Source organism: Moraxella bovis, assembly GCF_025985205.1.
Taxonomy (GTDB): domain Bacteria; phylum Pseudomonadota; class Gammaproteobacteria; order Pseudomonadales; family Moraxellaceae; genus Moraxella; species Moraxella bovis.
Genome location: NZ_CP087840.1, coordinates 1,485,748 through 1,501,387, shown reverse-complemented (window position 1 = coordinate 1,501,387; position 15,640 = coordinate 1,485,748). Strand labels below are relative to the sequence as shown.

The window sequence follows — 15,640 nt, the reverse complement described above, 5'->3', positions numbered from 1 at the left end:
AACCCCTTACCAAAATTCTTATCAAATAAGCCCACACCATGCCAAAATTACCCTTCGCCAACTTTACCCCCACCGCCTTTGATGTTGTCATCACCTGTGCGGACGGTCTTGAAAATGCCTTATTGATAGAGCTTGACTTATTTGGGCTGGTCGGACAGATTGTGCGGACAGGGCGTGTGCGTGTGGGCGTGTCGCTTGCCGACTTTTACAAAATTTGCCTGTATAGCCGTGTGGCAAGCCGTGTACTACTCCCCATTGGCGAGTATTATTTTCGCCAAAAAACCCAAACCGTGAGCCAAGTGCGTGAAAGTGGCGGCAAAAAAACCACCCGCACGGTTGAGACCAAAGTCATTGACGAAGACGTTCCCACTACCTTGTATGAATTCGCCAGTCGCTATGATTGGACAAGCGTGTTTGGCGTAGAAAACACCTTTGCCATACGCCTATCCACCGACAAACGCCTGTCGGTAAACCAACAATTTGCCACCTTGCGTATCAAAGACGCCATCGCCGACTGCTTTAACAAAAAATTAGGCGAGCGACCAAACGTGGACAAATCCCCTGATTTTCACATTTACGCCCACGCCACAGGTGAGCTTGCCGAGCTGTATTTGGACTTGTCAGGCACAAGCCTGCACCGCCGTGGCTATCGTGTGGCGAACACGGACGCTCCTTTAAAGGAAAATTTGGCAAGTGCGTTGCTTTATGAATGCAACTGGCACAAGGGCGAGCATACCGCCATTATTGACCCTATGTGTGGCTCTGGCACGCTCATCACTGAAGCCCTACTCATGAAAACCGCCTACCCTGTGGGCATTGACAAAAAAGCAAGCGATTTTGGCTTTTATCATTGGCAATACCACGATGATGAGCTGTGGCAAACCCTTGCTGGTAAAGCCTTAGATGACTTTCATGCCAACCTTGCACACCTAGAACAATCCCTTATCAAAGGCGACTTTACCGCCCTTGCCCTAGACGCTGACGCCCATGCCGTGCGTGCCTGCCACAAGAATCTGATAGCGTCCGCCCTTGCCCCCATTGCCGAGTACGTCCGCCTAGAACAGCGACCGCTTGCCACCGCCAAAGCCGTGCTGAGCGAGCTTACCACCGCCTATCCACTTGTCATCACCAATCCCCCTTATGGCGAGCGACTGGGCGAGAGCGATTTTATCAAGCCCTTGTATCACGGCTTGGGGCTTATCGTGGCGGACGGCTTACGCCATGTGGGGCGTGCAGACATGGCGGTGCTGGCAAGCCACATTGAACACGCCGACACCCTGCCGATTGCCGAGCCAAACACCCTAAAATGCCATAACGGAGCATTGACCGTGTATTTTCGTTATGGGGCGGTAGAATTTGCCAAAACCGACCGTTTGGCATATGAATTGATTATCAATTTTAATAAAAAAGAAATTGATAATCCTGATAGCCAAGAATTTATCAACCGCTTACAAAAAAATATCATCAATCTAAAAAAACACGCCCAAAAAAACAATATCAGCAATATGCGAATTTATGACGCTGATTTGCCCAATTATAATGTAGCGATTGATATTTATGGCGATAAAATTCACGTCCAAGAATACGCCCCACCAAAACAAATTCCCACCGATGTCGCCAAAACCCGTTTTAATTTGGTATTATCCGCCATTCGGGATATTTTTAATGTCCACCGTGAAAGTATTTTTATAAAAACCCGTATGCGACAATCGGGCAATGACCAATATACCAAAAACACCAAAGACGATACTCAAAGATATAAAAAAATGTATGTCGCTCATGAAAATGGGGTATATTTGTATGTGAATTTTACAGATTATTTGGATACGGGGTTATTTATTGACCACCGCAATATTCGTGAAATGATAAAAAATGCCAGTCGTGGCAAAAATTTCTTAAATCTATTTGCCTATACTTGTACCGCCAGCGTGCATTCGGCAATGGGCGGAGCCAAATCGGTAACGAGCGTCGATTTATCCGCCAATTATTTAAATTGGGGCAAACAAAACTTTGCCCTAAATGGGCTTGATTTGACCGCCACGACCTTGGATGATGTGCCAAAATATCAATTCATCGCCACCGATGTCTTTGACTGGCTAAAAAATAACACCGAACAATTTGACGTGATATTTATTGACCCACCCACCTTTTCTAATTCTAAAAAGTTTAAGGGAACGTTTGATGTACAGCGAGACCATGTCGCCCTGATAAGCCGTGCCATGAACCGCCTTGTCCCAAATGGCGTGCTGTATTTTAGCAATAACTTTACCAAATTTGTGCTAGACGATGAAGTCAAGGCTCGTTATGACGTAACACCAATCACCGATAAAACCATTGGCGTAGATTTTAATCTAAAAAAACCCATCCATCAAAGTTTTAAAATCACGCACAAAAATCAAATGATGAAAGTGTATGAATTTGAAAGTGCGTTTGATGCCGTCAATGATGATTGGCAAGATGAAATAACGGTTTGTAATAAAAAATCTGATATAAAACATTCAAAAGACAGAGAAGTTAAAAAATCTTTTGATAAAAAGCCATTTAAAGATAAATCAGATAATCCACGATTTAAAAAAGATGATAGAAAAGATAGCTTTAAAAAAGACACTTTTAAAAATAATGACAAAAAGTCATTTGATAAAGACAAGTCTTTTAATAAAAAATTTGATAAATCTGATAAGTCATTTGATAAAAGACAAACAGGCAAAGACAGATTTTATGATAATGAACCTGTTAAGTCAGACAAGCCAAAAGTACGCTATGAAAAGATTGACGGAAAATTGGTTGCCATACCTATTGACAACACCCAAACCAATGAATCCGACAAACCCAAAAAATATACGGTAAAACCAAAATCGTGAGTTAATTTTATATGGGTTTTCCGTTCGCCCTGAGCTATGCCTGCGGGCAGGAAAACCGTTATGGGCAGGCATAGCTTACCACGAACGGTTTTTTAAATACGATATTTAAACCACAACCCAAAAATTTAAACGCAAAATCAAAAAATTTGAGAAATAGCCATGACCGATAGCCAAAATTTAACCGATGAAATCCTAAACGATGCAGAAAGCCATTCTGAAATCATTCACGCCTTATCTGCCGACAGCGAGCGAGAGACGGACACAGACGGCGATGATGAACATGACTTTGATGACGGCATCAAATCCGCCCGCTTCAAAAAACTACAAAAAAAACTGCGTAAAGAAGTGTCGTGGGCGATTCGTGATTTTAATATGATTGAAGATGGCGATGTTGTCATGGTGTGTATCTCAGGCGGTAAGGACAGCTTTACCTTGCTTGATATTTTACTGTTTTTAAAACGCATTGCCCCGATTAACTTTGATATCGTGGCGGTCAATCTTGACCAAAAACAGCCCAATTTCCCAGAGCACGTCCTGCCCGAATACCTGTCCAAACAAGGCATTCCGCATTATATCCTAGAAAAGGACACATATAGTATCGTAAAATCAGTCGTGCCAGAGGGCAAAACTTACTGCTCGGCTTGCTCACGCCTAAGACGTGGCTCGCTGTACGGCTTTGCCAAGCAGATTGGGGCGACCAAGATTGCTCTGGGGCATCATCGTGATGACATTTTGGCGACTTTCTTTTTGAATTTGTTTCATGGCGGAAGCCTAAAAGCCATGCCCCCTAAGCTGTTATCCGATGACAAGCAAAACGTACTTATCCGTCCGCTTGCCTATGTTGCCGAAAAGGATATTATCAAGTACGCAAATTACAAGCAGTTCCCCATTATCCCGTGTGGACTGTGTGGCTCACAAGAAAACTTACAAAGGGCGATGATAAATGATATGCTTCGTGAGTGGGACAACGCCCACCCAAAACGCCTAGCGAGTATGTTTAAAGCTTTGCAAAATGTCGCCCCAAGCCAGCTTGCCGACCGTGAGTTGTTTGATTTTGAAAGCCTAAAAACCGAGCGAACAGACGATGAGAGGCTGTTTGAAGGCGATAATATCCAAGTGGGCGTAAGCGAAAAACTTGCCGATATTGGTTTGCCGACCGCCCCACAAGTGCAGACCTTTAACCCTAAATTTAGCAACAAAATCCCAACGATAAATCCTGTTATTGATTGATTGTGAGCCGAGCATGATAATAAAAGCAATTTTTATCCTATTACTGCTGATATGTGTAGGTGTTCAAGGCGTGTTTATCTATCTGCTTGGCGGTTATGACCCACACGAGTTAAATAATTGCTTAAAATGTGGGAGAGTTTTGGCGTCGAGATTGTGCCTTATACAGCTTTTATGCTGTCAATCACCCAAGCAAAAGCCATTTGGCTAATCCCAAAGCTTAATTTAATCATTGGCATTATGGCAATCATTAAAAAAGAACGGCATATTGGGCTATTGGTGCTTGTGCTGTCTTTTTTAATCGCCTTAGCCTTTGTTTGGGCGATATATTCGCCAGCGATGATGACTTCCATAAGTGGGTGATATTTTATTTCACTTTTTAATATCAAGAGTGGTAGGGTGCATACGCACCAATATACCATCAAATTTAAATCAATTTTAACAAAACCAAAAGGTAGTTTTATGACCATACCAAATCTAAACGTCATGATTAGTAGCGAAGAAATCGCCCAAAAGGTAAGCGAGCTTGGCAAACAAATCACCGCCCATTATGCTGATAGCGATAAAGAGTTGATTTTAATCGGACTGCTTCGTGGTTCGGTGATTTTTATGGCGGATTTGTGCCGAGCGATTGACAAACCGCATGAGTTTGATTTTATGACCGCATCTAGCTACGCTAAAGGCACGGTATCTAGTGGCGATGTCAAGATTTTAAAAGATTTGGACGGCGACATTCGTGGTAAAGACGTGTTGATTGTTGAAGATATTATTGACTCTGGGCGTACGTTGTCCAAAGTTGTGGAGATTTTAAAAACCCGTGAGCCAAACTCCATTGAGCTTTGTACACTGGTCAGTAAGCCGTCTCGCCGTGAGATAGACATGGACGTAAAATTTTTAGGTTTTGAAGTGGAAGACCGTTTTATTGTGGGTTATGGTTTGGATTATGAACAAAAATACCGCCATTTGCCATTCATCGGCGAAATTGGCTTATAATGATAACTCATTGATTTATATAAACTATTTTAAAATTATAAATAAAAATCGGGTATCACACCCGATTTTTTGATGATAAAATGATTATGATGATAGAGTTAGCCCAACCAATTAATACGGCAAGTTTGATTTATGTGCTTGATTTTATTGGCGTTATTGCCTGTGCGGTGGCAGGCACCATGCTTGCCATTAGTAAGGGTTTTGATTTGTTTGGCTGTATTTTGGCATCTATGGTTAATGCCATTGGCGGTGGGACGATTCGTGATGTCATGCTTGATAGGCACCCGCTCTTTTGGACGATAGATTTGAATTATGTGTTCGCCATTACGATAACATCAATCCTGTGCCAGATGTTTTTTCGTCCAACGGCACGCATGAATGGCGTGTTAAAGCTGTTTGACGCCATTGGGCTGTCAGCATTTAGCGTGATTGGGCTGACGGTGGCGTTATCAATGGGGGCGACACCACTCATCGCTGTGATGATGGCGGTGATGACGAGTATCGCAGGCGGTATCATGCGAGACATGATTTGCCAAGAGTTGCCGATGGTACTGCAAAAGGAAATTTATATTACCGCCAGTATCTTGGGGTCGCTGACCTATCTGGGGCTGGGGCGACTAGGTGTGGTGGCGTGGCTGTGCGAGCTTGCCATGCTGATGGTGGTGTTTGGCGTGCGAATGCTGGCGGTGCGATACGATTGGCATTTGCCGAGCATTCGCATGGTGTAAGATACAACAAATTAACCCCAATTTGCACCAATGTTAAATCTTGGACTACTATCAAATCTTGAAAAATGCCTTTGTAGAGGCGTGCTTTCTACGCCCTTTGGTGGTGTATTTTGAGGTTTGATGATTATACAAGCAAAAAATAAACCCCAAGATAGGGGTTTATTGTTGGTTGGGATATGTCCTAATTTTAGTGTCTAAAATGTCTCATGCCTGTGAACACCATGGCAATGCCATGCTCATCGGCGGCTTTGATGACTTCTTCATCACGCATAGAGCCACCGGGCTGGATAATGCACTTAATGCCAGCGTTGGCGGCGTTATCAATGCCGTCTCTAAATGGGAAAAAGGCGTCCGATGCCATAACCGCCCCTTCAACAGGCAATCCTGCGTGTTCGGCTTTGATGACGGCAATGCGAGCAGAGTTCACACGGCTCATCTGCCCTGCACCGATACCGATGGTTTGGCGGTTTTTGGCATAGACGATGGCGTTGGATTTGACGTATTTGGCAACTTTCCATGCAAAAATCAAATCATCAAGCTCTTGCTCGGTGGGCTGTGCCTTGGTAACGACTTTTAGGTCGAATTTGTCAATCATACCCAAATCCTGCTCTTGAACAAGCAGACCGCCATTCACACGTTTATAATCAAGCTGTGGCGTGCGTTCGTTGATGTTTGGCAATTCGCCACAAGTCAGCACACGCACGTTTTTCTTGGCTGATGTAATGTCAAGTACACCGTCTGCCACACTTGGGGCGATGATGACTTCGACAAATTGACGGTCGATGATGGCTTTGGCGGTATCCACGTCTAGCTCACGGTTAAAGGCGATAATCCCACCAAATGCAGATTCAGGGTCGGTGGCGTAGGCTAAGTTATAAGCGTCTAAAATACCGTCAAGCGATACCGCCACACCGCAAGGGTTGGCGTGTTTGACAATTACGCAGGCAGGCTTGGCAAAGGATTTGACGCATTCTAAGGCCGCATCGGTGTCGGCAATGTTATTGTAGGATAACTCTTTGCCTTGCAACTGCTTGGCGGTGGCGATAGATGCTTCTGTTGTCCCACTTTCTACATAAAAACTGGCGGTTTGGTGGGGGTTTTCGCCATAACGGAGTTCTTGGGCTTTGTTAAGCTGAATGTTAAAGGTGCGTGGGAATTGGGTTTTGGCGGTGGCATCATCGCTTAATGTCTCGCCTTTGTCCAGTAGTCTTGCCCCCAAAAAGCTCGCTATCATGCCGTCATAACTGGCAGTATGTTCAAAGGCTTTGACCGCCAAATCAAAGCGAGCGCTGTCTGATAGCCTGCCATCTGCTTTTAGTTCGTTGATGACTGTGGTGTAGTCGGCAGGGCTTGTGATGATACCCACATATTTGTGGTTTTTGGCAGATGAGCGCACCATGGCAGGGCCGCCAATGTCAATATTTTCAATGGCATCGCTCATGGTAACATCATCTTTGGCAACTGTTTGGGCAAAGGGGTATAGGTTCACCGCCACGATATCAATGGCATCGATGCCATGCTCTGCCATGATGTCGGCATCTATCTCACGGCGACCCAAGATACCGCCATGAATCTTGGGGTGTAAGGTCTTAACTCGTCCGTCCATCATTTCGGCAAAGCCGGTGTGGGCGGAGACTTCTGTGGCATTAACACCGTTTTCGGTCAAAAGTTTAAAGGTACCGCCAGTGGATAGGATACCAAAGCCTAAGGCAGATAATTCTTGGGCGAATTCTACAATGCCTGTCTTGTCAGAGACGGAGAGTAGGGCGAATTTTTTCATAAAAATACCTTTTTGGGTTACAAGGGTGGATAAAACAGGATTAAAAGTGGGATTAAAACAAAACGAAAACCCGCCAAAAAATGACGGGTGCAAAAAATTAGAAATTATAATAAGCCATGCGTTTTTAGCTTAGTGCGGAGCGTGCCACGATTTAGCCCAAGCATTTGAGCGGCTTTGGATTGGTTGTTGCGTGTGTGCTTCATGACCGCCACCAATAAGGGTTTTTCAAATTCATGCAAAAAAATCTCATACATGCTCGTAGTATTCTCACCATTTAGGTGCATCAAGTAACTTTCCACTGCTTTTTTGACTTCGTCGTGTAGAGGGGTGGTTTCTTGAATGGGAGGCGTGGGGGTCATCATAAAAGCTCCTGTGTCTCACTTAACCTTGTTCTTACGAGTGGTAGGCTAGGGCGTGCCTACCCCTTATAACACTATTTACAATATAGAAATATTTTAGAAATAAAGGTACATTTTTGTATGAAAAATGGCTAAATTTGGTTTTTTTATCGTCAAAAACTTGCCTGATAGAATGGCCATCAGTCCGCATTTTTTCCTTGAAAAACGGGCGATTTCCCCTATTTTTCATTGCAAATAAAAAAGTTCAACACGCCCTAGTCAATACCTATCAATCACCTGTTGGTAGAAGGCGTATTTCCTAGAATTATTGTAAAACAATTGCCGTAATTTGGCAAGTCATGAGATGTTTGTAATGTTAAGCTGTATTATCCTGTTGTTAATTTGTGTTAATGAATAATTACAAAGCGGTTATTTATCCGTCAAAATGATGGGATGAATCTTTACCTAACAGAGCAAGTTAGCTTGGTGCTAGGTGACTTAGGGTTGTTGATAAAATGGCGTAACTGTTACCGAGCTTGCTTTGGGAGCAGGGTTCACTGAAAGCATGATCCGCTTGTGCTGATTGGCAAGTAAGGTGGTCTGAGATTCGCCAAGGTAGTCTTTGGTGTCCGCCACAAAGTCCCCCACGACCACACCACTACTGTCTTTAAACTGCACCAGTAAGTAAGGAAACAGTTGTTCGGAATTGGTTTTGTTGGTGATGTTAATGATGACATCTTTTTGATTTTCTAGGGATGATGTGATTTCCAAGCCATGTAAATCTGCCGATGGAATATTGCAGGGAATAACTCCGCAGATGGTATGAGCAAGGCTGGCAGTCTCAGGGTTTTTGGCAAGTTTATCTATATTAAATAGGGCGTATTGTGCCACCAATAGCCCAACGAGCAATAAACACCCAATGAGCCACAAAAACTGTGACCCTAAGGATCTTTTGGTAGCAAGTTGTTGAGCGGTGGGCTTGTTTGATTGGATTTCTTTGATGTTGGTTGGTTTTTTGGGTTTGGGTGTGGCGACAGGGATGATGGCATCCAAATCGACGTTGTTTATGGCAGAGCTGGTATTAGTGGTTTGGGTGATGTTGACAGGCTTGGTGTCTTTGAGTAAATCATCAGCCCAAGATTCTTCCCCTTCGTTATCCGCCATCTCATCCTTGGTGCTTTTGGCGACTGTCGGAGCAAAGCTGATGTTGTCTTTTAAAAAGCTGTCCAACTCATCATCAGAAAAGCTTACGCTCGCGACAGCTTTGGTTTTGTTCTCTTCAATGCCATCCATCTCGTCATGAATCATGCCTTCGGTGGGTGCGGGTTTGACACGCTTGGTACGTTTGGGGGTGGGTGGCTCCTGTGGGGTGGTTGGGGCAGAGCGTGCCACTGTTTGGGCTGTCTGAGCTTGGGGTTGTGGGGCGGGATTTGTCTGTCTTTGAGCTTGGACAGCAGGCGAGCTACCGACCAGATTGGCATTTAGAAAAAACACTTGTTGGCACTTACCGCATTTGGCACGAGCATTGGGGTCACCAAGTTTGGCGGCTGGCATGGGATAAGTCGTTTGGCAATGGGGGCACTTAGTTTGGTTGCTCATGTTTTTGTCAAATCCAGTAAAATAATAGGCAAAGATAGGAAATTGGCAAGTAACAACTTGCAAAAATCGTACAAACTATTTTTCTTTATCCTACTAAATTGTTACGCATTTGACAATTTTAATCCGCTCAGCTGTGCTTAATAGCGGATAAACGATACCAATGATGGTCTTCGCTGTTGTCATAATGATAAGGTGTATCAAGGTCAAAATAGGGCTGGTATGACGTCATGACATCATCGACTTGGTTCTCAATAAGTCCTGCCAAGACGATATTGCCTTTATCCTTTAATAAGGTGGCAAACAATGGGGCAAAGTGAATGAGTGGCTTGGCTAGGATGTTGGCGGTGATGGTGTCAGCAAGCGTGCCGTGCGTTTCTTGATAAGCCTTAAATTCATCGGGCAAAAATACCAACATCTTATCTTCGACGCCATTTAGTTTGGCGTTTTGGCGGGTAGCAAGCACCGCTTGGGGGTCAATATCCACCGCCAATACTTGCTTAGCCCCAAGCAGTAACGCTCCTACGCCCAAAATCCCCGAGCCACAGCCATAATCTATCACGACTTTATCGGTTAAATCCTGCGTGGTCAGCCAGTCAAGGCACAGCCGAGTGGTGGCGTGATAGCCCGTACCAAAGGCAAGACCGGGGTCTAGGATAAGGTTGGTAGCGTCTGGGTCGGGAGCGTCTAGCCATTCGGGGACTATCCACAGATTGCCAGCACATTGGATGGGCTTGTAATAGGTCATCCACTCACGTGTCCAGTCCTTATCATCTAGCACCGACAGCCACACACGGCTTGCCCCAACTTCGGCGGCGATGTCATGGGCAAGGCTCTCAAAGTTGGCGCCGTCAAATCGCCCATCGGTGTTGGTGTCAAAAATGGCGGTCAGCACCACCTCGCCCCATAATGGCTCTTCACCGGGCATGGGCTCAAACAGCGGTTCATCGCCTGCGTCTTCTAATAGAATGGAGACCGCTTCGGCTTCATAAAACAGTGCTTCGGCAAGTTCAACTTGCTCTTTGGTCAGTTGTAGGTGAATTTGTTGCCATGCCATGAGAGTTTCCTGTTTGTTGGTGTGCTAAATTAATTGGCGAATACTGGGTGGGGTAAATATTGGGTTTGATGGTTATTTGCTGTCATCATCGGTCAAGATTGCCAAATCGTCTTTGCAAAGGTTGTCAATATTAGATTTGCAAAAATCAGGGTCAAGACGACAGATGGCATTTTGCAATGCTTCAATGTGCTTATCTTGGGCTTGGATGTGAGCGAGTAGTTTGGCGATACTCGTTGCCACAGGGTCGGCACTGTTTGGGCTTAGCCCATAGGCGTTGAAACTGGCGTCATTGGTAGATTCTAGGCGGATACCCTTATCGGGGGTGCTAGGCTTGGGTGTGTCGCTTTTGATGTCATCGCTTGTTTCGGTGTTTTTGATGTTTTTGTCAACCATGCGGGCTGCCGAACCGACCATGGTCGCCCCTGCAGGGACGGGCTTGACAACCACGGCATTTGAACCGATTTTGGCGTTGTCGCCCACGCTAAAACCACCCAAGATTTTCGCCCCTGCTCCGACCACGACATTATCGCCAAGCGTGGGGTGGCGTTTTGTGCCTTTCTCCCATGACACCCCGCCAAGCGTGACACCATGATATAAAGTTGCGTCATCACCAATCTCTGCCGTCTCACCGATGACGACCCCCATGCCATGGTCAATGAACAGACGTTTGCCAATCTTGGCGGCAGGATGAATCTCAATACCTGTCGCCATGCGTGTCAAGTGTGACAAACCCCTTGCCAAAAATTTGTGGTCAGCCTGCCATAGGGTGTGAGACGCACGGTGCAAGGTGCGAGCATGAATGCCCGGATAAGTCAGGGCAATCTCAATCTTGGTGCGAGCGGCAGGGTCACGTTCTAGCACCGCACTCAAATCATCATCGATGGCACAGGCTAGGCTTTTTAGCTTGGAAAAGATACTCATGGCAGATAACGCATTTTAAAATGGCTTATTCTACCATCAAAAGCTCGCTGAGTATAGAGTTTGTTTGATTTTTAAGATGTTTAAGTTGGGAAATTTTTAAGGGAAATTTTTAAGGGAAATTTTTAAGGGAAATTTTTAAGGGAAATTTTTAAGGGAAATTTTTAAGGGAAATTTTTAAGGGAAATTTTTAAGGGAAATTTTTAAGGGAAATTTTTAAGGGAAATTTTTAAGGGAAATTTTTAAGGGAAATTTTTAAGGGAAATTTTTAAGGGAAATTTTTAAGGGAAATTTTTAAGGGAAATTTTTAAGGGAAATTTTTAAGGGAAATTTTTAAGGGAAATTTTTAAGGGAAATTTTTAAGGGAAATTTTTAAGGGAAATTTTATTTAACATAATCCAAGTTACTTATGTCCGATTTATTCATAATGGGTTTTAAAAAGGGCGTGGGGTAGGGATTATGTTCACAAAACTTTAAAATTACGACAAATTCAATGATGTGTGCAGGGGCGTGCTAGACACACCCCCTTGATGGCATACAATAGCATCAAGCCAATTTAATCTTATCTTTTAACAAAAACTCCATGAGTGCTTTTTGGGCGTGCAAACGATTCTCCGCTTCATCCCACACCACCGAACGGGGGTCATCTAGTAGGTCATGGCTTATCTCTTCGCCACGATGAGCAGGCAGGCAGTGCATAAATAGCACGTCTTTATCGGCGGTGTCTAGTAGCTTAGGCGTGATTTGAAAGCCTACAAAGTCGGCTTCACGTTTTTTCTGCTCAGCTTCTTGTCCCATGCTTGCCCACACGTCTGTAACGACAAGGTGTGAACCTTTAACCGCATCGGCAACGCTGTTTGTCAAGGTCAGGCGGTGGGCGTATCGGGCGACCAGTTCACTGTTTGGCTCGTAGCCCTTTGGCGTGGCGATATTTAGATGAAAATCAAACTGCTCGGACGCTAGGATATATGAGTTGCACATATTGTTGCCATCGCCGACCCACGTTACCGTCTTGCCTTTGATGTCGCCTTTGTGTTCAAAAAAGGTCTGCATGTCGGCAAGCAGTTGGCAAGGGTGATAATCATCGGTCAAGGCGTTGATGACTGGCACGGACGAGTGTTTGGCAAAGGTCTCTACACGCTCATGGGCGAATGTACGAATCATCACGATGTCGGTCATTGAGCTAATCACACGAGCCGAATCTTCTATCGGTTCGCCACGCCCAAGCTGGGTGTCGTTGGGCGACAAAAACAAAGCCTGACCGCCAAACTGTCCCATGCCTGTCTCAAAGGACACACGGGTGCGAGTGCTGGATTTTTCAAAAATCATGGCAAGCGTGCGACCGACAAAAGGGCGATAAATCTCGCCTTTGTGTTGCATTTGGCGAAGTTCACTGGCACGACTGATAACGGTGCGAAGTTCGTCTTTGGATAGGTCAAGTAAGGTTAAAAAATGGCGAACGCTCATGCCAACTCCTTGTTTTAATCATGAAAAAAATAAAGGCATGAGTATAACAAATCTTTTTATAAAAATGCAATGCCTTAACCGATTTTATTGGTAATTAAACTTATGCCACAACACCCCGATGTGGGCGGTTGGTGGTTTTACAAAACAGCTCATAACTAATGGTATTCGCCCAATGTGCCACGTTGTCGGCAGGTAAATCGTCGCCCCATAGCATGACCGTATCGCCCACACCCACAGGCAAGCCTGTGACGTCTATCATCGTCATGTCCATGGCGACACGTCCGACAATGGGGGCAAGATAAGTTTGAGCGTCTTTGGTAATGGATACCTTAGCATCAGTAACCACACGGGGGTAGCCGTCGCCATAGCCGACACTTAGCACGCCAATGCGAGTAGGTTTATCTGCTGTCCACAGTCCGCCATAGCCGACCTGCTCGCCTATAGGCAGCTCATGCGTGGCAAAGATTTGGGCGGTGAAATTCATCACAGGCGACAAACCTAAGTCATCGGCAGAGCTATCCGCCACAGGACTTGCCCCATACAAGGCAATGCCTGCACGCACCCAGTCATGATGAGCGTGGGGGAAGTTGATGATACCTGCCGAGTTACAGAGCGAGCCTTGTACATCGCCGTACAAAGATTTTAGGGTGGTTAGTACGTCATCAAACTGCTTGATTTGTTGGGCATTGGCAGGGTGGTCTTTGTCATCAGCACAGGCAAAATGACTGGCAAGAATCAGCCGATAGCCCTTATCATGTAAAAGTTTGGCACAAGTGAGTACGTCATCATGCCCAAGACCTAAGCGGTTCATGCCCGTGTTGTATTTGAGCCAAATGGTGCGTGTGGGGCTATCTATAGGCGGAACGTGCGATAACGCCCAGTCCAGTTGGGCTTGACAATGCACCACGCATTCAAAACCGTGTGTTTGGGCGACAAGCCACTCATCTTGACTAAACACGCCTTCGATGAGAATAATGCGTTTGGATAACTGCCCACAAATCTCATGCACCGTCAAGGCTTCATCAAAACTTGCCACACCAAAAGCGTCCGCTTGCATAAGAGCAGGCAGGCAGTGGGCGACCCCATGACCGTAAGCATTTGCCTTGACCATTACCATGATGGACGCATGGGGAGCGTGGCGTTTGATGATGTCTAGATTATGGGCTAGGGCGGTTTGGCTTATGGTGATGTGAGTGTGTCGCATGGATTGTCCTGTTTATTTGTCATTCTTCTTCATAATCATCGGGTCTGTCGCCAACGATGAGATTATCAAAGCGGGTGTACTCTCCCACAAACTTAAGGGGCAGTTTACCGATAGGGCCGTTACGCTGTTTGCCAATGATAATCTCGGCAAAGCCTTTGTTGTCCGCCTTGTCCTTATAATACACTTCATCACGATAGATGAACATAATCAAGTCAGCGTCCTGCTCAATCGCCCCTGACTCACGCAAATCCGCCATCATCGGGCGTTTGTCGGTACGTTGTTCTAGGCTACGGTTAAGCTGAGATAGGGCGATGACAGGGCAGTTCATCTCACGGGCTAGGGCTTTTAGGCTTCGGCTAATCTCGCCAATCTCTTGGACACGGTTGTTCTCCATGCCCGGTACTTTCATAAGCTGTAAATAATCCACGACAATCATGCCCAAGCCTTCGGGGTGGTTTTTGGCGATACGTCGGCAGGTAGAGCGGACTTCGGATGGCGGTAGGTTGTTACGGTCGTCGATGTACAGATGAGTGTTTTGAAAAAAGGTCATCGCCTGCGACAGACGCACCCACTCATCTTCGCTCATCTGTGCTGAGCGTAGGTTGCTTTGGTTAATGCTACTAAACCCCGACATCATCCGCATGAGAATGGATTCGGCAGGCATCTCCATGGAGAACATGACCACGGGTAGCTCTTGCACCAGTACTTCTTGGGCGAGATTCATGGCAAAGGTGGTCTTCCCCATGGACGGACGTGCCGCCAAAATAATGAGATCGCCCCGCTGTAAGCCTTGGGTTTTGTTATTTAGCTCTTCAAAGGGCGTACGCAGTCCGATGAGTCCGCCTTGACGGCTTTTAATCTCAACGAGCTGGTCGGTCACGCTTTGCAAGATGTCTTCAACTCGCCGAACCCCCTGTTTGCCCGTGCCACGAGAGTAGTCTTCATTGATACGAAAAATATCCGCTTCGACCACGTCCAAAATCTCGCTCACGGTCTGTTTTTTGGGGTGATACGCCAGATTGAGCATGGTATTGGCGGATTTGATGAGCTGACGATAGACCGAGAACTCACGCACCCGCTCGGCATAGGGGATTAGGTTAAAGAGCGTGGCAGGGCTTTGGTTGATTTGCATGAGATACTCTTCCCCGCCTGCCATGGCAAGTAGGTTTTGCTGACTCAAAAAGTCATGCACCATCAGCGTATCATAAGGCTGATTGACCCGTGATAAATGATTGATGGCATTAAAAATCTGCCGATGACGCTCGCCATAAAAATCTTCTGCCTTGACAATGCCGTCGATTTTCTCAAAAGAATCATCAATACTCATGAGCGACGCCAGTAACGCCCGCTCGATGTCCATGTTATGTGGCGGTTGTAGGGTCAGTAGGTCATCATTGGTGGTGTTGGCATCTTTTAGGGTGCTAGCTTCGGTCATGGCGATGATGTTTATTTTTTTAAAAAGTAGGCGGTA

13 protein-coding genes are annotated in these 15,640 nt (G+C 45.6%); 5 read left to right on the top strand and 8 right to left on the bottom strand.

The annotated features are described in order from the left end of the window. Positions 1-38 precede the first annotated feature (38 nt). The 5 genes from rlmKL (at position 39) to LP107_RS07355 (ending at position 5,809) form a co-directional block, all read left to right on the top strand. Positions 39-2,861 (top strand): bifunctional 23S rRNA (guanine(2069)-N(7))-methyltransferase RlmK/23S rRNA (guanine(2445)-N(2))-methyltransferase RlmL, encoded by a 2,823-nt coding sequence (gene rlmKL / locus LP107_RS07375; protein ID WP_078273254.1) that lies wholly within the window; start codon positions 39-41, stop codon positions 2,859-2,861. A 159-nt stretch (positions 2,862-3,020) separates the two neighbouring features. Continuing rightward, positions 3,021-4,091: a tRNA 2-thiocytidine(32) synthetase TtcA gene (gene ttcA, locus LP107_RS07370; RefSeq protein WP_078273253.1), complete on the top strand. Its 1,071-nt coding sequence runs from the start codon at positions 3,021-3,023 to the stop codon at positions 4,089-4,091. A 117-nt stretch (positions 4,092-4,208) separates the two neighbouring features. Continuing rightward, positions 4,209-4,451 carry a hypothetical protein gene (locus tag LP107_RS07365; RefSeq protein ID WP_162860380.1) on the top strand — a complete coding sequence of 81 codons (243 nt, stop codon included), beginning with the start codon at positions 4,209-4,211 and terminating at the stop codon, positions 4,449-4,451. Between the two features lie 99 nt (positions 4,452-4,550). Then, positions 4,551-5,081 (top strand): hypoxanthine phosphoribosyltransferase, encoded by a 531-nt coding sequence (hpt, locus tag LP107_RS07360; RefSeq protein ID WP_078273314.1) that lies wholly within the window; start codon positions 4,551-4,553, stop codon positions 5,079-5,081. Between the two features lie 92 nt (positions 5,082-5,173). Beyond that, positions 5,174-5,809, top strand: coding sequence for a trimeric intracellular cation channel family protein (locus LP107_RS07355; protein ID WP_410173937.1), 636 nt, complete (start codon positions 5,174-5,176; stop codon positions 5,807-5,809). Positions 5,810-5,996: 187 nt separating this feature from the next. On the opposite strand, the gene purH is transcribed toward LP107_RS07355, so the two are convergent. The 8 genes from purH to dnaB all read right to left on the bottom strand — a co-directional run bounded on the left by purH (position 5,997) and on the right by dnaB (position 15,604). Next, positions 5,997-7,589, bottom strand: coding sequence for a bifunctional phosphoribosylaminoimidazolecarboxamide formyltransferase/IMP cyclohydrolase (gene purH / locus LP107_RS07350; protein WP_078273251.1), 1,593 nt, complete (start codon positions 7,587-7,589; stop codon positions 5,997-5,999). Positions 7,590-7,693: 104 nt separating this feature from the next. After that, a complete protein-coding gene (gene fis / locus LP107_RS07345; RefSeq protein WP_036387573.1) occupies positions 7,694-7,951 on the bottom strand; it encodes a DNA-binding transcriptional regulator Fis in 258 nt (85 codons plus the stop codon). Between the two features lie 474 nt (positions 7,952-8,425). Continuing rightward, positions 8,426-9,526, bottom strand: coding sequence for a DUF3426 domain-containing protein (locus tag LP107_RS07340; RefSeq protein ID WP_115369873.1), 1,101 nt, complete (start codon positions 9,524-9,526; stop codon positions 8,426-8,428). A 127-nt stretch (positions 9,527-9,653) separates the two neighbouring features. Then, a complete protein-coding gene (gene prmA, locus LP107_RS07335; RefSeq protein ID WP_078273250.1) occupies positions 9,654-10,580 on the bottom strand; it encodes a 50S ribosomal protein L11 methyltransferase in 927 nt (308 codons plus the stop codon). A gap of 72 nt (positions 10,581-10,652) precedes the next feature. After that, positions 10,653-11,501 carry a serine O-acetyltransferase gene (cysE, locus tag LP107_RS07330; protein ID WP_078273249.1) on the bottom strand — a complete coding sequence of 283 codons (849 nt, stop codon included), beginning with the start codon at positions 11,499-11,501 and terminating at the stop codon, positions 10,653-10,655. A gap of 543 nt (positions 11,502-12,044) precedes the next feature. Continuing rightward, positions 12,045-12,965: an ornithine carbamoyltransferase gene (gene argF, locus LP107_RS07325; protein ID WP_078273248.1), complete on the bottom strand. Its 921-nt coding sequence runs from the start codon at positions 12,963-12,965 to the stop codon at positions 12,045-12,047. A gap of 100 nt (positions 12,966-13,065) precedes the next feature. Next, positions 13,066-14,169, bottom strand: coding sequence for an alanine racemase (gene alr, locus LP107_RS07320; protein WP_078273247.1), 1,104 nt, complete (start codon positions 14,167-14,169; stop codon positions 13,066-13,068). Positions 14,170-14,188: 19 nt separating this feature from the next. After that, positions 14,189-15,604, bottom strand: coding sequence for a replicative DNA helicase (gene dnaB / locus LP107_RS07315; protein ID WP_078273246.1), 1,416 nt, complete (start codon positions 15,602-15,604; stop codon positions 14,189-14,191). Positions 15,605-15,640: the final 36 nt, after the last annotated feature.